The following is a 17,190-nucleotide window of genomic DNA, read 5'->3' as shown; positions in this document are numbered from 1 at the left end:
GTTTTCGTCGTAACCGGGCTCGGATCTTCAGAATCCCTACATCGCGTCACCTTGATCTGTCTCTGCCGCCTGCTTGCTTGGCGACTCGCATCAACGCTCAACATTCATCGCTCGTCCGCACGGTAAAAGAGTCAAAAATCTCGATTGCTGACATCCTCCCAGTGCTGGAGCGGGCCGGCTCCAGCAGCCCAGCCGATTTGAAGTTCACCGTCCGAAAACCGGACGCTTCCGACGTCAGAAATGGGCCAGAAACGCCCTTCGCGCTCCCGGACGAAACGCGCCAATAGCGGACTCTGACTCCTTGCCCGAAAGCGGACTGCCCTTGCACCGATTGGACGAGCCAGCCGAGTTCATCAAGTGCAGCAGATGTGGTGGTGGGTTCGAGCGTGTGTTCCTCGGCCGAGCTTGGGCCGCGAGCCGCACACGAAGACTATCTGAGGCGCCCGAGGAGGCCGCTAGCCAGCGCAATCGCGAGTGTTGATGAACAAGCAGCTGTGGGTAGTCGTGGAATCGGAAAAGGCGCGACCGCCATCTAGCGGCGCGCTATTCGCCCCAGACGTATCGCTTTCTGAAGCGGTTCATCTGTCCGAAGTCTAGAACCTTTCTGTGCTGCAATTGCCCCACAACGATACCGGGATCAATTCCGTGCTCTGCGGCGAACTCTGTAACTTGGCTTTCTTCATACGCGAAACGCGTGATGAAGCGGGTCAAAGCGTCTGAAGGAATCAGGAAATTCGACGCCCAATCGTTGGCCTCAGCTTCAAGTTCGGGATCAACATTGGTCATGCCTTTCCCGTCCAAAAATATCGACTTGCGACTGTGAAGCAAGAGGTGGGCACACTCATGGAAGAATGTGAACCAGAAGTGATCGTTAGAAAGATGCCGAAGCGTTTGCTGGATTAACGCTCGCCGCGGAGAAAGCCATCTCGAAACCCCACTCAACGCCACTTTGGGCAGAGGTTTCTCAACGACAAATACAACACCAGCATCAGCGCAAAGCTTTCTAATCTCAGGGAGGAAAACCTCGACAGGCTTCACGGTTAGGCTACGAACCTCCTTAAGTGCTGCAAGAAACTTGGCACGGTCGTAATCCTGCGTTTCGATATGCTCGGCGCGGATATCCCCGATCCGAAGCCAGGAAAGCAGCGCCGCTCGATTGCTTTCGAACGAGGGGGAATGCCGAAAGGCCACCGCTTCGAGCTCATTGAAGCGCTCCTGGCAGGCATCCACACTGCCGCAGCCGAAGAACCTCAGAACTTCCTGCACCTGAGCTGCAGCATCCTTTTTGATGCCGAGCAGGCCGCGCTGAGACAGCTCCTTAAGTGGGAAGGTGCTTGCCCATCCGTGATGCTCAGCAAGCGCTGGCTGCTCCTTCACACGGGCCAGATGGAGACGATAGTTCGCTTCCATGCCAAGCCAGATCGACGCCGACGTCTCCAGAACCCTCTCCAGCTGAAGGGCGGTCTCGGGCTCAATCGGAGCCTTTCCGGCTATGATCTCGGCGATAAGCTTGGTCGAGCGTCCGCATCGACGCGCGAGTTCGCGCCCCGAAATTTCGAGCACATCAAGCTGATCTTGGATGAGTTCGCCAGGCGAAACTGCATAGTCGGGCTGATAGTGGTGGCGTTGTGACATGCTCTCCGCCCCTTGATTGAGCGGCCTCACCCGTCCACTCCGAGTATCTCGATAGCGGTGATCTTCTCAAGCTCGACCGACGTATGATCACCTATGCTTGAGGGCTTGAAGCGGAGTCGGCGAGCTTGGGCAAGGCTCACTGTGAAGGTCCCTTCTCCGGCCTTAAGGCCGATCGGCGGTTTGCGTGGTACCGCAGCTAGACTGGGCGCTGCCAAGAGCAGGCCCATGCGGACAGCAACCGAACGTGCGATCTCCCGGCCGTAGCTCTCGCAAAGCAGTTGGTAGCTATTGAAAATCGCGCAAAGGCGCGCGTCGCAAAAGCCAATCTCCACTGAACGGTGCCCAGCTCATTTCGAATCGTTACGCGTTAGGAGACACTTATTTCAGGAGCCTGGCAACTTCGTGACTGGCTTCATTCACCGGACGATCGGCGGGCTCGAAAGCGATCTATATTCGCCGCTCGTTTCACGCACAGGCAGTCCTCATGGCGATCTTCAGGGTAAAACTCGCCAAGCTGAGGGCCCCACAGGAGGCTGAAAAAGAAACGCGGCTCAACCCCGACTTTGCCGGTGGTCAGGTAGCGAACCAGTTCGGTCACCATCATGCAGGCGCTGAAGGTGGCAGCGAACGGCACAGACGGCCGGAAACCTTCCTCGACGGCATCAACTGACAGCGCGCTTGCAGCCCCCAAAACGGAGCAGATCGGCTTGCCTACTTGCTCCGTGAGCCACTGCCGACGCTCCGGTGCAGCGGCTTCGACGTCGCGCTCGGATAGCGGCCGCGTCAAGTCGGCAAGTGCCGCGGTGGCCAGCCCGGTCAAGCGCTGCTGCACGGCTTCGGCGGGCTCACCGAGGGGAGCCTTGAAGACGCATCTCAAGCAAGCGACGGTCGAGGACCAGGGGTGCGCGCTTACCTGGCATTCGAGGCGACGGCCGATGGCCCCGTCAATGATCACGTCTGGCCAGAGACCCTGGATCGCGTGTCGCGCCTCGACGTTGTCAAAGCCGCTCAGGACAACCGACGGGGCACGCCAGCCCGAGGTTTTCGACAGGTCTTCGATGTCGCCAACAATAGGGGTTGCCTTGAACGATCCGGTGCAGAGTCCGGCCAGAAAGCTGGCCTTGTGCTCGGCTACCCCCTGCCTTGTAACCCGCACGCACGTGCCCCAGTTCTCCTCGCCATAGGTCTGGCGATCCAGGATCTGGCAGCTCCCTCCCAGAGGAAGGCGGGTCAGCAGATGAACAACGCCATTCCCGATTGCGCCGCCCCCGGCGACAAGAGCATCGACATCCAGAACGTCGGGCAAGCTCGGGGTTGCCTCGTCTCCTTCCAGATAGGACCAGAGCGAATAGACGCAGCCGCTTAGAAGCTGCCCTTTATCGTCTCGCAGCTTTATCAATCGCTTGAACACTTCCCCGACGCCGAGCGAAGCTGCGGCAAAAGCCCCGACGGGGTTCGATACGCCGCATGCTTGGCTGATCGGCTCCGCGGTGGACGTTACCCGCAGCACCCAGCCATTCGAAGTGATGACAGTCCAGGGACGATCATTCCGACCTTCCCCGCCGATCGAGAGAACCGCGGCAAAGGGCGATGGATCAATAGGAGCGCGAACGAAATTCGGGATTTCGTCCCAGGCATGACGTCGCGCCCAGTCCATCAGCTCACGCTCAAGGACGTCTGAGCCCTCAGGCAGGGCAACCGTCAGCGACTTTGTCGTCCGCATCAGGAGTAAAAGCGCGCCCAACGCCATCTCGCGCCCGTTATCGGTTGCGAGAACGCCCGCCTCGCCCGTGAGCAGCACAGGTTGATGCACGAACCGCTGAGGTTCGAACCATGACGGCGCCAGTTCCTGCATACTGGCATGCAAACGGCTGAAGCGGAGATCGCCGGTCATTTGCCCGCGTCTCCAGCAATGAGCAGGGGCGCCGGCTTATCGATGATAGCGAAGCGCCACTTTCGCTCGAATGGCGAAAGCCGCCGCCATGCGCCACGCGCCGACACATGAAATCCAAACTGAGCCAGAGGCGTCGATGGCTCACGGGCAAAATTCGGCATCACGACCGACAGATATCCGGGCGCCTGGATGCCGCAGCGCTTGTCGGCCTCCGACAGGTCGACCCAAGTGCCAGGATGGCTGTGAACCTGCCCCGCAAGGTACACCCCGTGCTCGATGGCGAGATCGGTGACATCGTCGAGCAACTCCGCCGAGATCGAGAGGTAGTCCGGCCGCTTGACGATGCCGCTGCCTCGAAGACCCACCACATGGGTGATGGTCACGATCCCCGCGACCCGGCGGCCGAGCCACAGTGCGACTCCCTCGCAGCCGCGTGATCCGTCTGGCGCCATCTCAGCAATCGACATCCGCAGCGCTTCCGCCGGGAGCCGCCAGAGCAGAGGAGTTGTCATCGAGAACATTAGCGATGCCTTCCCTGGAAATTGCAGTCGAGTTCGTGCTGGAGAATTCGAGTGAACTGCAGGAGGGGGTTTTCCCCGATCCGCAGCCTTTTGGAGCGGTCGCCCTTCCACTCGGGATGCGTGGCGTAGCCCTCCATCGTCCAAGTTGCGCAGATGTCGACGGGCGGGCGGAAACTTGGGCCAGTCGGCCAAGCAGCCGACACATCAGACCTGCCAGTCGACGGATCGACGAAGCGGACACTCGGCGGCCAGTCGCCGGGGTAATCTTGCCAAGCAAGCCGAGCGGTGAAGCTTTCTTGCTCGTTGCCCTCGGGCGAAAGGGTGACCCAAATTTCCAGGTCGCCCTTTCGCTCCAGACGCCGCAAACCTGAATCGGGAGCCGAAGCCGCCTCTTCGAGGTCGTCGTCCATGTTGAGCTTCGAAAGCTCGCTCATGCGCCCTGAACGATCTGTTGGCTCAGCTTGAGCGAGAGCGCCGCAGCATTGCCGGCCACCTGCTGCAGCGCCAACGAAAGGTCCTCAAGGCGGTCTTTTCCCTTGAACAAGATGTAGGTGACCTGGCTGCCGCCTTCGTCGCCCTCTTCGAGCCCAAACTTGGCGAGAACCCGAGCTTTGAGAGACGCCAGAGTCTCGCTGGGATCAGCCTTCTTGTCCTGAAACGGTTTCCCCGCAGCCGGGTAGGTCACCGTCACATTCAGCGTCTTGGCCATCGGAACCTCCTGGTTGGCCGGGATGAGTCGCTCAAGGCGACACTCCCGACATACCCGGGTCAAAGCGGCTCGTCAAATTTTATGTTACCTTATAGGTGACATTTTCAATCTTCTACAATTGCTAAATTCGCCGCATATTAGGCGCCGAAAATACCACTCTCTGCCATTTACGTGACTGGTTGGTGGCGAGGTCGGTCAGCGGGCGGTCGCCATTGGGATGGGTCCCGCCGGGCAAACCCGGACGGATAACTTCGGACTTCAAAGGCGGGCTGGGAGCACGAACGGGGGCCGAAGATGCGATCACCGATGGCGAATGCGGAGGCAGCAAAAAGTCATTCGACGCGCAAAAGCCACCGGGTCAGCTTCCGGTGCCGCTGACCGGCCGAGGAGCTCACTCAGCCTCGTCGAGGGCCGGGACAATTCAGCTCGTGGCGCGCGCCAAATTTAGCTCGTCGCGCGCCTGGAATTTGCCTATGATTCTTTGGATAGGAGCGTGACGATGACCGCAGCTGAGAAATTGGCCCTTCTCAAAAAGACGATCCGCCAGCAGCAGCACGATTCCGTCGCAAAGGCGACTGGCCGACTCATGAGAGCAGGCATCCTGACCAGAAGCGGCAACCTGAGCCCGATTTATAAGGAAACGAAGCCGTCAAAAGCCAAGTAGCCGATGTCGCGCACCAATAATATGGTTGTCGGCTATCACGGCTGCGAAGCGTCCACGGGAAGAAAAATTCTCGCGGGCGACGAAATGCTTCTGAGTGAGAAGCAGTACGATTGGCTCGGCAAAGGCGTCTATTTCTGGGAGAATGATCCGCAGCGCGCGAAAGAGTGGGCCGACGAGAAAGTTGCTAAGGGCCACTACACCGAGCCGTTTGTCATCGGAGCCCTGATAGATCTTGGCAACTGCCTGGATCTTACACTCCGAGAGAACCATGACTTCCTGATCGTCGCATACGACGGGTACTACGAAGACGCGAAGAGGACTGGCAAGGACATCCTCGTGAACAAGGACGTCGCGGACGATAAAAACGCTGACAAGCTACTTAGATTCTTGGACTGTGCAGTGATAAACTACCTGCATTCCACGCTTGGAGCCTCGGGCTTCGATTCCGTCCGGGGCATGTTTGTCGAAGGCGATAGTGTCTACGCTGGCGCCGGTTTCCGCCAGAAAACGCATACCCAAATCGCTGTCGTGAAGCAGACCTGCATCAAGGAAGTTTTTGTGCCGCGCGTACTCGCGCGCGGTTCAAAGCGATAAGAGCTCGACAGCTATCGCGAATGTCCGGTTCGCTGGCTAGGCCCAGGCCCTAGCTCGCTTCCTCAATTCGCCACGGGCCCTCCATTCGCGGGCCCAGCACCTTGGTCAGGTGAGACGCGATGGATCGAGCCTCTTCGTGCCGATAGACGAACACAAAAATGCAGTCTGCTCTGCGATCGGCAATCTCGTGGAGGAGAACATTGGACACCGGAGCATCCAGGGTAGCCAGCGCACGTGCATCCAGTCGGTGCCAAGGCAGCGAGTCCTTGACGTAATAAGTGCGATTGACGTTCAGAATTCGAAAAACGTCCTCGCGACTCGTCCCCGGTAGATCGAACCGGATGAGTTGCCGAAGATCCACGGCCGAAGCCGGCTTTCGTTCGCTGATCAGATTTCTCAGCGTAGGCCCATTCATCGATTCCATCGATACGATCAGCACCGTGGGGCCGAGAGGCTTGTCGTCGAAGGGCAACGGCAGCTGCCAACCCTTCGGTATCGAAGTCGCGTCGATTTTTTGCCTATCGCCTCTAGCCGTCAGACGCACTTCACCCGCAGACTTCTCAGCCTTTTCCGGCTCGGCGCGTGGAGCGACGGGCTGTTCGTTCGGGACTATATAAAGATGCGGACGGCTCACGACTCGCTCAATTTCGCTTCGAGCTCCGGGTAGGATACCGTAAAGGAGCCCCATCCGTCACCCCAGCCTGGGGGCGTCATCACCATTTTGCCGCTTACCTTGTCCTTCAATTCCCAGGTCTTTTCGAAGGCTCGTTCGTAGAGGCGGGGAGCAACGCCGTTGAATGGACGAAACAGCACACGCCCCTGCGCCGGTGGCTCCTCAAGTCTTCGTTCTTGCGCGATCGAGATCCTCTCGGGAGGATTCCATTCGTCAGCATCAACTTCAATGGCGTCGCAGTGCAGCTTGAGCGCAAGGCTCTTCGGATAGGGTTCGATGTACTGAACCTCCGAGACGCCGGCGCCGACGATGTGACGCGCGCAGTAGTGGCACGGAAAGGTTGTGACAAAGAGGCGGGTTCCGGTGGTAGAGACCCCGACACGCCCCGCCGAGAGGACGGCGTCCATCTCCGCATGAACCGCCCGGCTAAACTCGATTAGGGAGCCCAGGCGGGTCTTTCGAATTCGCGCAGCCAAGTCAAACTTGTTCGACACGTCCCTCAACTCAGGGAGCTGTTCGATCAATTCCTCGACGATCGCGTTCTGCTCCAAATTGTTGCTGCAGTACTGCTTGCTGAACGCGCACCGATCATCGTGTGGCGGGAATTTCGATGCGAAATGCTCCCCATAAACCCCGCCCCCGGCCCTCGGGACCTCGTTCGTGCCAGTTGCAACTACGGTACCGCCCTCGTCGATCAAGGCCGCACCAACCTGGCGGGAGAGGCACGCGCTGCGAACCCGCGCCGAGTGAGCGTGGTGCATCGCAGTCTCTTCGATGGTGGGACGGATCAACTCAGCGTGTGTAACGATATTGATCAGCCGCCCGAGGGCCTCATCAAGAAGCTGACTGTCATCTTTCGGGTCTGATTTCGTATTATCGACAAAGAAGTCGGCTTGATGGAATGCATCTCCAACGTGCTGCCCATGCTTATTGTCAACATCGTCGGCGTCCCGCTTGATGAACTCCCGAGCCTGGGATTGAAATTTGTCCTGAAGCCGCTGGGGATCGGTGAAGTATTTTCCGAGCACGCGACGCTCGCGCTCGGTTTCCTGGCAGACAACGCCGATCAAGGCGAATGACTGCCCGTATGTGCGCCGAAGAAGCTGAATTTCGGCCGGGTGCCGGATCGAGTCGATCAGGTAGGCCCGCTTTTTGTCGTCCGGTTCGACTACCTCTCCTGGAGAATAGGGGATGTCCATCGCCATCGCCCGGGCTCGTGCAATCCTACCTATGACAGCACGGGCCACGGAGGCCTTGTCCGCCTCTCGCATCCGGTCCCCGAGATCTTGCATCGTGGTGACGTTCGTCAGCGTTTTATCGTCACCCTCCGGGTAGGGCAGATCTCGCTTCTCCGCCCATTCGCGAATGAGGTCGCTCGCCTTGATCGTGATCGGCTCGTAGTTCGCTGCCTGCAGAGCTCTCTGCAAGGAGGCGACGACGCGCGAACTGCCCGCGCCCACCGGGCCCACGACGGCGAAGAACACCTCGTTAGCCCGTGCCTGCTTGATAATGGCTTCTGAATCGAGGCCCGCAGTAGATGACGTGGCGCCTCCTGACTTCAGCTGCGTGACGTTCACCCGGGCCCCCCAAGGTTCATGCATTCGGTGCCTAGATCACGAAGGATTAGTGTCACATTGGAAAGAATCAATCGAGCGGTCTGAGCTCTTGTTCCACAAGCGGCGCATGTGTGGGCGGCTCTCCGTTGGTAGGGATTTTCTCGCGTTTTGCACTGCTGGTCGGTGCGGCCATATGTTCGACCTGCTTGTACGGCGCGAATGGCCGCTGACGATAATGCCTTCCCCCCAGCAGCGAACTCGGTACCAGCGGCGAACTCGGTAAGTGAATGGCTCAACGGGTCATTCGGCTCGACTGCATGGATTGATTTTGCAATCCTGTGATTGCTTAGGACTCACTCTATCCTGATGTCGAGGATCGCGTCGGCGCTTCTATCTCGCTCAAGCAAGTCGTTCGCCCCCTGGTCTCCAACAGCGCACGTCGCCGAAATCGATCCCGTAATCGGAAGAGGAATCGAGAGGTATTGTGGACCCGGTGATCGAGAGGACAGCGCTTGAAGAATCGGCTCCTACGGCGAGCCAAGCCTCTGCGGCTGCTGAATGGAATTGTAGCAGTGGCATAAAACTATTTTATCTGGGGTCGGGCAACCCAGGTCCGATAACCGGGATCGGCTTCATTCCTATGCCCAGCGCTAGCCCTATCCCGGGCTACGTCTGCCAAGCGGCCCGCGCCCTGCTCAATGTTTCGCAGGCGTGGCTCTGGCAACGCGCAAAAGTTTCACGAAAAACCATCAACGATTTTGAGAACGGTTTGGGATCACCCAAGGCCGCACTTAATCTCCGCTTGAGGCGGGCTTTGGAGGAAGCCGGCGCGCAGTTCGTGTTCGGGAAGGATGTGGTGGGCGTGGTGGTTCACGCCACCAGAAACGATGCGGCGCAGCGATCTCGCTCAGAAAAGCATAGGGCTCCGCGTTAACTATAATTCACTAAAATTGTAGCGAATTTTTTATAGCATATGTATATTAGTTAACGTCAGTGTGCGGCGATGTTTCGCTGCCTCTGATGGCACGACCAGCGGCATGAGCCGCCAACGCCTACATGGCCACTTAGCCCACTACAGCCCGTTCTTTCCCACGGTCCCTGCAGGCGCTCCGCTCGAAGTGCCTCGCGCGGGCGATTTGTCGTCGATTGTACCAATGGAGCCGTTCATGGCAGACCAAGGGCACTTCCGGTTGGCCTATCGAGAGCTTTCCCATAACACCGCGGACCGCCGGCGGCGCAAGCCCGGCGACACAAGGATGTGTTTGCTGGCGGAACGGATTCGAACCGCCGTTTCGCACCTTAGCAATGAGTATCAGGATCCCTTGCTTGACGAGGAATTCGACGAGCTCAGCTGCGAGCCGGAGCGCCTCGTGCAGCTGGCCAACCAGCTTTAACTGACCGCCAGCTTGCCCGCAAAGCCCTTGCTCAGTTGCCGCGCTTATCACTCAGCTCTCTGGGCGCGCCATTGAGCATTCCCGATTTGACTTTCCTGGCTGACATCGCACGGGAGGATTCATGCCGCGTCGAAAATCGCCTGCAGCTGACCGCCACTCCATTCCAGCCCGCAAGGATCTGCTGGCGCGGGCTTACCTCGAAATCCTTGCCCGCGAGGCGGGAGCAAAAATCCAGCCCATGCTCCGCGCCGACTACACTGATGAGGCTTTAGAGCGCCTGATCGACGACCTCGAGGATAGCTTCGACGGTGGTGGTGTCTCGATCCTCAGGCCCGATTTGGCGGCTGTCGCGGTGCTGATAGCCCGTGCAATTGAGGGCGTCTCTGGCCTGGCGCGTCGCATCCGCCGGGACGCTCCCATCGTCGTGCTGACTACTCATAGCCCGAACCTCGTCGAAATGGCCAAGGAAGTTGTGCAGAGCTGCGTGCTGCCGTCGCACTCGCGTGTGATGGAGGCCGGCTCAATTGTCGGCTCGCAGACCCGCGCTGTCCTCGTGGCCCGGGATGGTTCGGCGAGAGAGGATCGCCCCGAGAAGGGCAATAAGGAGATCGCAGCGGCGCTCCAGCGTCGGATTCCGGTGATGGGTATCGCATCCGACCCGACTCGGCACCTGCCGCAGGCGCTGATGCGGACGGCAGAGTTTCGTCTTGTTCTTCCCACGCTGGATCAAACCGCCCTCGCCTTGGTCATCGAGGTGGTGACGGGACGTGCACCGTCACGCGCAATGGACCCGGACCTCATCCGGCTGCTTGATGTCGATGATCTCCCTTTGGCATTCCGCTTCGGACGAGCCGGCGACGCATGCCTCGCCGCGATCGAAGATGTCGTCAGGAAGAAGGGTGAGTACCTGATTGAGGGACCTTCTCTCAGTGAGCTAGCGGGATACGGAGCGGCCCGAGAGTGGGGCCTGCAGCTGGTGGACGATATGAGCGAGTATCGCGCGGGGAAACTCAGCTGGGCCGATCTCGATCACAAGGGCCTTCTCCTGTCGGGGCCCCCTGGCGTTGGTAAAACCCAATTTGCGCGTGCGCTGGCTAAGTCGGCGCGGGTTCCGCTCGTCTCGACATCAGTGGCTCAGTGGAATGCTGCGCCTTTTCTTTCGGGCACATTGCAGGCTATCCGCGATGCGTTCTCGCAGGCGCGCAGGCAGGCGCCTAGCATCCTGTTCATCGACGAGTTGGACGGTATCTCCGACCGATCGAAGCTCCGAGGCGACCACGTCGAGTACTGGACGCAGATTGTCAATTTGCTGCTTGAACAGCTTGCGGGCATCGAGGAGCGCCCTGGCGTTGTCGTCATCGCTGCAACGAACCATCCGGCGAGAATCGATCCCGCAATCAAGCGGGCTGGAAGGCTCGATCGAGAAATCCAGATCGACCGACCGGATACCGCGGCGCTGGTCGAGATCTTCCGGTACTACATCGGGGCTGCACTTCCCCCATCCACCGATCTCACACCGCTGGCGCTGGCTTCGCGTGGCGCAACCGGCGCCGATGTCGAGGCGCTCGTTCGTCGCGCCAAAGGTACCGCCCGGCGCGCCAGGCGCGATCTCACGCTCGAAGAGCTGTTGTCGACCATTGCCGCAAGCGCACCGGCCCTCTCGCCGGAAGCACGTTGGCGCATCGCTGTCCATGAGAGTGGCCATGCCTTGGCTGCTCACGAGCTGGAGGCAGGGACGGTCTGCGGAATTTCTCTCCATTCCCGGGGTGGGTTCTTTGAGTTCGAAAGCAATCTGACAGGTTCGGCCACGTTTGATCGCTTTCAAAGCGAGATGATCGTGCTCATGGCCGGCCGAGCTGCCGAGCGTCTCATTCTGGGGGATGCCAGTGCAGGTGCCGGCATAAGCATCTCCTCAGACCTGGCGCGGGCGACAGGCTTCGCAATGCTCATCGAGACGCAGTGCGGGCTGGGCATCTCGGGCAGCGCTTACCTTGCCGAGATAAGGAATCTCGCCCAGCACCCTGAGCTGCATAAGGCGGTCAACGAGCACTTGAACGAGGCCGAGGACAAAGCTCGGGTCCTGCTGGATCGAAAGAGGGGCAGATTGATCGCCCTCGCCAATGCGCTTGATGCCCAGGGCTATCTGTCCGGCGACGACATCAAATCCATTGTCGACGTCGGTCCTGTCGAACCCAGCAAGGCCCACGACGAATTTGGGAGGTGCGCGTGACTCATCTGGATGACGTGCTCATAAGCGACCGGACCGCTGAATCCTTGCCCGAAGTCGAAACCCGGCTCCTCAAGGCCACCCATGATCTCGCAGCCACCCTGGGTATCGATCCCGTAGAAGCACTGTGCGCCCTGGCATCCGTCGTCCAACGACGGGCCGACTTCGAGCGGCTCAGAGGAGTAGGCAAGGCGGAGATGACCGCCCGCTCGCGCTGACCTGAGCCCCACTTCCACGTCACTGCAACGCCGTTGTGGCCGACCGACGAGGCCGGCTGGTTGCTCGCGCGCACTGGGAGAATGGTCCATGCGGGAATTGGTGCAGAAGATTACCGACGCCGCTGCGGATCTCCGGCGGCTCGAAGAAGGCTGGCTTCCATCCGACGCGGACCTACGTGACGCCGTGATCCTCGAGGACTGGATGATCGGGCGCGATCCGCTCACCGGTCAAACGGTGTTCTGGGGCCGATCGATCGGGCATCCGATCCTCGGCGATCGGCCAATCACGACAAGCCCGCTCATCTGGGTCAACGAGGATCGAACGATCGCTCGCACTCTAAGTCGGTGGTATCGCCTTGGGAAATGCGCGTCGCCGCCCACTGACGTGCCCTCGCCGGAGCCGGAGGCGAGCGGGCCATGAGGTCTTTTGTCGTTATCGGCCGTGGCACGGTCGTTCTGTTGAGCTCGGCAAATGCGTCACCCCCAATTCTAGCCATCGGCGCAGACGTCATCCTTGTGAGGCTGTCGACAAAGAGACTCGCCCGGAACCCCAATCTCGCTCGATTCCTGGCCACCAGTAGCCCACCCCCTTGCGTCGTCGAGGGTGAAGGACCTCAACCGAAACATCCCGGTCCTTGCGACCACATCCTAAGAGTTGACCAGGCACGCATCGCTCAGAATGAACTCGCCGTCCTCATGGTCCAGCGTCCCAACGCCTTCTTGGCGAGAAGGCTATCGCGAAACCGGAAAATTCTGACTGCTCGGAGGGGACCAGCGACAGGAGTTCGTCGTCATATCGCAACGACCGGTCCGCACCTAAATGCCGCCGGCTTTGGATCGGTTTCATTTACGCGGACGGAGCTCCAAGCCGCGGTCCGTGCCGTGATCCGCCTATTCAAGAGATGGGGAGTTCCCGACAGGGATGCGCTCCGGATCCTGCGGCCACTACCTCGCGCTGCGTACCGACGGTGGAAGCATGACGAAATCGACGCAATCGATCACGAGCTTGGTGTTCGATTGTCGGTGTTGATCTCCATCCACATGGGGCTGCGTCTCTTCTTCAAGGAGCCGAGCCGGGGCTACAGATGGGTCAAAGCGCCAAATGCAGTTTTCAACGGCCGGCGCCCTTTGGACCTCATGATGACAGGTAACCTCCGCCTGCTCCTTCGTCTGCGGGCGTACCTGCATGACCATTTCGCCGGCCGTTGACGGGGGCGGAAGACACCTGGTTCGTGCGCATCTCGGCTTCCAAAAAAGCGCCGAAAAGCCCGCTTCTCACAAGGAATGCCAGCTCCGTCTTAGTCGTTGATTTTGCCGGTCGGCCGTCCGAGCAAGGACCGTTCGAAGGACTTCGCGCCTCAATCCATACCTAAGTTATGAATCGAGCATACAATCCATCATCACAACAAGAATTAAAGTAACAATCCTTCAGATTGCCAATCAAGATGCACTAATCCGACATGGCCTAAGGATTGGATTGCAAATCTTTAAGAATCACCTTACCATTCTTCAGGTTCGATGTTTCAATCAACTCTTGTGGGCGATTGAAGGCACGAACAAAAAGAAACGCGGCTGAGAGGCGGGAACCTCTCAACCGCGTCGGCCCCTCAAGGGCCACGAGGCGTTGCTCTGCAGCAAATGCTTCGTTCGCAATCAAACCCGGAGACGAGCATGAACACGAAGCACTGAAGAACCAAATCTTCTACACAACGCCCAGTTCAAAAGGGACGTCGAATTAATCGACGAACCTGCTTGAGCTATACACGGGTCCACCTCGAAATTCAACCGATTTTCGTCGGAGGAAGCGATGACTCACGCCCTTATTGGTACCACGGCGCTTCGACGCACGTGCGCTCATCAGTCCGTGCCCGCTAGCGCTGGCGACGGTAGACATATTCAAAAGCCGATTCCTGAAGTCGAAATCGAAGATGCCGGGGAACTGTACGATATCGAGGAAGTCGTCCTGTTCATCGATTCCGCCGATCACGCAACGCGATCGCGGAAATTCGCGCTGTACCTCGCGATTGAAAGCTAGCCGGCACAATATTGCGCCTCGCGCCATGTGAGGCGGTAGGGGCGACAGCGCCGAAATCACAGGGACGACGCCCCTACTCTTCACCATAGCAGCTCACCGAGCGAGCCATTCGTGGCTGCGTAGCATCCATGCTGCCGTCTTTTCGCAGCCGACTGGAAGCCGCGCGCGTCGCGGCGTGTTCACGCGCCCAAAAGGTGCTCGCTCTTCAGATCGGGACAAAGCAAACGTGCAAAACAACACTGAAATCTCCGCCTCCGCGGAGGTCGCTTGGATTCCGCCTCTTCCATCGTCGGCCACTCGGGAGGTGCATGCGCCAAGCAAGGGCGCATGCCGTCCGTCCATCGTGGGTGGCGCCCGTGCCCGAGAAATCCGCTGCGAGAGCGGTTTGGAAAAAAAGGCGGCGCTCTTCCTGCTGACGCATCCTCATGTGACCGGCCTGCGGGAACAGCCGCCCCCGGTCGAATGGCTCGACATGGCTGGTGTTCGGCATCGGCACACCTTCGACTTCCTTGCCGACCTCAAGGATGGGCGCAGGCTCGCCGTGGCGGTCAAACCGCAAGCCATTGCCGAGCGCAATCGGTTCAGCGAGCAGCTGTCGATGATAGCGGCTCAGGTGCCGGTCACTTTCGCCGATGGCATCCTGCTTCTGACCGACGCGGATCTTCCGCGTGATCTCGTTGCGGATGCCGCTCTGATGCACCAAGCCCGGCGAGCACCGGATCCCGAGGTCGATAACCTCATGCTGTCTCTCGCGACGCAGCATCATGCCGTTTCGATCGCAGAATTGGTCCGAGCGAGCGGTCTCGGCGGCGTCGCCTTCCGCTCTCTCGTTCGGATGATCTCGGTCGGCGCGCTGAACAGGCTCGATGGCGGGCGCATTGGCTACCCCACTCGCGTAGCACCAATTCCCTCTAGCGTTGGGGAGACCGCGCGATGAACCAGCTTTCTCCGACTTTCCGCATCGCTCCCGAAGACAAGCTGGTGCTGCGGGGTGTCGAATACCGCCTCCGCCGTCAGCTGCCGAAAGGCTATGTTTTCGCCAGGCTCGACGATCCGCAGATCGTCGAGGAGGTGACGCACGAACAACTGCATGAATTGTCGCAGCAACCGGATTTCCGGTTCGAGCGCGGCGCTTTCGACGTGACAGCCGTCGCAACTCGCTTGGCCAGCGACGCCAATTTTGTGTCCGACCTACCGCTGAACGAGCAGGAGATCGTCCTTTGGCGCCGCTATTTTTGCGCGGGCTTCATGAAGATGGAGGCCGAAGCAATTGCGTCGCGCTCCGACAATTCAATGAAGCGAGCCATAGCTAAGCTGCAGGGCGAGCTCCTTGAGCAGGAGGCAGCGCTCACCCAGAGCCCGCGCAGTGACGGAACAAGTCCGGCAGCTCGCGCCGGCTTCAAGATGAGCGTTCGAAAGCCTCCGAGTCCTCGTACTCTGCGGAACTGGCTCGCGATGTTCGAGCAGGCGGGGCTCCGCGCGACTGGGTTGCGGCCCGCCTACCGCCATTGCGGGGACCGCCACACCGAGCGGTTCCCCGCTGAGGTGCGAAAAATGCTGCGGCTCGCCGCCCTGCGGTATGCGTCGGAAACGCGCCCGTCGGCTGTAGACGTTCATAAGCGCCTTCTGGCGGACATCGAGGCGATCAATCATGACCGCGCGCCAGCGGGTATGCCGCCTCTCCCGAAGCCCAGCTACGACCGTGTGCTTCGAGAGATCCGATCCATTCCGGATTTCGAGGTCTATGCGGGTCGGCACGGCACGGCAGCAGCGGTTCGGAAATTCGCGATCGTCGGCAGCGGAGCCGAGATCGAGCGCCCGCTACAGCGCGTCGAGATCGACGAGTGGCGCATCAACCTCATGACCATCGTCCAGGACATCGGCCTCTTTGAGACGTTGTCGCCCGAGCAGCAGGACGAGCTCCGCCGACGGCGCTTTTGGGCCTGTATTGCAATCGATGTCGCGACGCGCGTCATCCTCGGGATGCGCATCGCGCCAAACGTCAGCGCAAACCTCGCGCTTGAGACGCTGGAGATGGTTGTTACTCCCAAGCACTCGTTTGCCGTCGGAGCGGATGCGGAAAGTGCCTGGTATCAGCACGGCACCCCGGAAGAGGTCTGCCACGACCAGGGGGCAACGTTCATGTCTTCCGCGTTCAGGAGGGCCATCATCGACTTGGGGTGCAACGCCGACGCTCCTCCGGCTGGGATGCCGTGGCTGCGCGGAACCATCGAAAGGTTCTTCCGTACCATTGACCAGCAGGCGTTGGCGCCGTTCAGCGGAAGATCCTTCTCGAATGTCGTGGAGAAAGGCGATTATGACCCGGCCGCCCGGGCGAGCCTGACGGTCGAAGAACTTTGCCGCATTCTCGTCCGCTGGGTCGTCGATATTTACCACAACGCTGAACACGCCGGGTTGGGTGGGGAAACTCCCGCAAATGCCTGGAAACGGTTGGCCGCCAAATACGGCATCATTCCACCGCCGGACCGACACGTACGAAGGGTCATCTTCGGTATTGATTTGCGGAGGGTGATGTCTTCGCGGGGAGTCCGCGTCTTAGGGCTGTTCTTTAATAGCCTGGAGCTCCAGCAACATCGGCGAAAGGCCGGTGGTGTTGCGATCGACATCAAGCTGGATCCAAACGATCTCGGGTACATTTCTGCCCGCGTGGATGACCACGGATGGATCCCGGTGCGGTGCATGCGGCCAGGCACCGATGGCCTGCCCTCATCGATCTGGCAGGCTGCCACGGCTGACCTGAGGCGTCGCTTTGCCGCCGAGGCGAAGTTGAACGATGCGGTCTTAGCAGCAGCGGTCCGCGACGCCTGGGACATGGCCAGCAAGGCCCAGCAGAGGACCGGGATTCTTTCGACACGACCGACGACCGAGGAACTCGATCGCATCGAGCGTCATCTCGGCATCGGCTTCCCTGCGCCTGACGAACGGCTGAATTCGTCTTCCGCCCCCGATCTCATGGCAAAGGCCATCCCATCAGGTGCTCGAACGGCCGAAACCTCGCCGATCGCGCCAGCCAAGCCCTCCCGCGTCATCAAGCCGAGGAGTCAGTGAA

Annotated in this window: 18 protein-coding genes; 11 read left to right on the top strand and 7 right to left on the bottom strand. The window is 59.8% G+C overall.

Translation table 11 applies throughout. The annotated features are described in order from the left end of the window. Positions 1-543 precede the first annotated feature (543 nt). The 5 genes from GGC47_RS19685 to GGC47_RS19665 all read right to left on the bottom strand — a co-directional run bounded on the left by GGC47_RS19685 (position 544) and on the right by GGC47_RS19665 (position 4,759). A complete protein-coding gene (locus GGC47_RS19685; RefSeq protein ID WP_429068628.1) occupies positions 544-1,635 on the bottom strand; it encodes a HigA family addiction module antitoxin in 1,092 nt (363 codons plus the stop codon). Positions 1,636-2,047: 412 nt separating this feature from the next. After that, positions 2,048-3,529 carry a ThiF family adenylyltransferase gene (locus GGC47_RS19680; protein WP_429068627.1) on the bottom strand — a complete coding sequence of 494 codons (1,482 nt, stop codon included), beginning with the start codon at positions 3,527-3,529 and terminating at the stop codon, positions 2,048-2,050. Next, the gene (locus GGC47_RS19675; protein WP_429068626.1) at positions 3,526-3,996 is read right to left on the bottom strand and encodes a hypothetical protein; all 471 of its coding nucleotides are present in this window, start codon (positions 3,994-3,996) and stop codon (positions 3,526-3,528) included. The genes GGC47_RS19680 and GGC47_RS19675 overlap by 4 nt, the downstream gene beginning before the upstream one ends. A gap of 53 nt (positions 3,997-4,049) precedes the next feature. Beyond that, positions 4,050-4,484, bottom strand: coding sequence for a hypothetical protein (locus GGC47_RS19670; RefSeq protein ID WP_429068625.1), 435 nt, complete (start codon positions 4,482-4,484; stop codon positions 4,050-4,052). Then, positions 4,481-4,759: a hypothetical protein gene (locus tag GGC47_RS19665; protein WP_429068624.1), complete on the bottom strand. Its 279-nt coding sequence runs from the start codon at positions 4,757-4,759 to the stop codon at positions 4,481-4,483. The genes GGC47_RS19670 and GGC47_RS19665 overlap by 4 nt, the downstream gene beginning before the upstream one ends. Before the next feature lie 499 nt (positions 4,760-5,258). Between GGC47_RS19665 and GGC47_RS19660 the strand changes: the two genes are divergently transcribed. Together GGC47_RS19660 and GGC47_RS19655 are read left to right on the top strand one after the other, a co-directional pair. Further along, positions 5,259-5,423 (top strand): hypothetical protein, encoded by a 165-nt coding sequence (locus GGC47_RS19660; protein ID WP_429068623.1) that lies wholly within the window; start codon positions 5,259-5,261, stop codon positions 5,421-5,423. A 3-nt stretch (positions 5,424-5,426) separates the two neighbouring features. Further along, positions 5,427-6,017 (top strand): hypothetical protein, encoded by a 591-nt coding sequence (locus GGC47_RS19655; RefSeq protein ID WP_429068622.1) that lies wholly within the window; start codon positions 5,427-5,429, stop codon positions 6,015-6,017. Positions 6,018-6,066: 49 nt separating this feature from the next. Here GGC47_RS19655 and GGC47_RS19650 read toward each other — a convergent pair whose 3' ends face one another. Next, positions 6,067-6,651 (bottom strand): hypothetical protein, encoded by a 585-nt coding sequence (locus GGC47_RS19650; RefSeq protein ID WP_429068621.1) that lies wholly within the window; start codon positions 6,649-6,651, stop codon positions 6,067-6,069. Continuing rightward, on the bottom strand, positions 6,648-8,267 hold the full coding sequence (locus GGC47_RS19645; protein ID WP_429068620.1) for an anti-phage dCTP deaminase: 1,620 nt from the start codon (positions 8,265-8,267) through the stop codon (positions 6,648-6,650). The genes GGC47_RS19650 and GGC47_RS19645 overlap by 4 nt, the downstream gene beginning before the upstream one ends. A 463-nt stretch (positions 8,268-8,730) precedes the next feature. On the opposite strand from GGC47_RS19645, the gene GGC47_RS19640 reads away from it, so the two are divergent. From GGC47_RS19640 to GGC47_RS19600, 9 genes are all read left to right on the top strand, one after another. Then, entirely contained in the window at positions 8,731-9,180 is a 450-nt protein-coding gene (locus GGC47_RS19640; protein ID WP_429068619.1) for a hypothetical protein, read from the top strand. 232 nt (positions 9,181-9,412) lie between these two features. Then, entirely contained in the window at positions 9,413-9,640 is a 228-nt protein-coding gene (locus tag GGC47_RS19635) for a hypothetical protein (protein ID WP_429068618.1), read from the top strand. Positions 9,641-9,761: 121 nt separating this feature from the next. Further along, complete coding sequence (locus GGC47_RS19630) at positions 9,762-11,870, top strand: AAA family ATPase (protein WP_429068617.1); 2,109 nt, start codon at positions 9,762-9,764, stop codon at positions 11,868-11,870. Continuing rightward, positions 11,867-12,085, top strand: coding sequence for a hypothetical protein (locus GGC47_RS19625; protein ID WP_429068616.1), 219 nt, complete (start codon positions 11,867-11,869; stop codon positions 12,083-12,085). The genes GGC47_RS19630 and GGC47_RS19625 overlap by 4 nt, the downstream gene beginning before the upstream one ends. An 88-nt stretch (positions 12,086-12,173) precedes the next feature. Then, positions 12,174-12,506: a DUF6634 family protein gene (locus GGC47_RS19620; protein ID WP_429068615.1), complete on the top strand. Its 333-nt coding sequence runs from the start codon at positions 12,174-12,176 to the stop codon at positions 12,504-12,506. Further along, positions 12,503-13,294 carry an antitoxin Xre/MbcA/ParS toxin-binding domain-containing protein gene (locus GGC47_RS19615; protein WP_429068614.1) on the top strand — a complete coding sequence of 264 codons (792 nt, stop codon included), beginning with the start codon at positions 12,503-12,505 and terminating at the stop codon, positions 13,292-13,294. Before GGC47_RS19620 ends, GGC47_RS19615 begins: the two co-directional genes overlap by 4 nt. A 598-nt stretch (positions 13,295-13,892) precedes the next feature. Continuing rightward, the gene (locus GGC47_RS19610) at positions 13,893-14,120 is read left to right on the top strand and encodes a hypothetical protein (RefSeq protein ID WP_429068613.1); all 228 of its coding nucleotides are present in this window, start codon (positions 13,893-13,895) and stop codon (positions 14,118-14,120) included. Positions 14,121-14,346: 226 nt separating this feature from the next. After that, the gene (locus GGC47_RS19605; protein ID WP_429068612.1) at positions 14,347-15,057 is read left to right on the top strand and encodes a PDDEXK family nuclease; all 711 of its coding nucleotides are present in this window, start codon (positions 14,347-14,349) and stop codon (positions 15,055-15,057) included. Then, positions 15,054-17,189: a hypothetical protein gene (locus GGC47_RS19600; RefSeq protein WP_429068611.1), complete on the top strand. Its 2,136-nt coding sequence runs from the start codon at positions 15,054-15,056 to the stop codon at positions 17,187-17,189. Before GGC47_RS19605 ends, GGC47_RS19600 begins: the two co-directional genes overlap by 4 nt. The last annotated feature ends 1 nt before the right edge of the window (position 17,190 follow it).

Origin of the sequence: Allobosea sp. OAE752, from assembly GCF_050433265.1 — a bacterium.
Lineage (GTDB): Bacteria > Pseudomonadota > Alphaproteobacteria > Rhizobiales > Beijerinckiaceae > Allobosea > Allobosea spartocytisi.
This window is presented reverse-complemented; position numbering and strand designations above follow the sequence as displayed.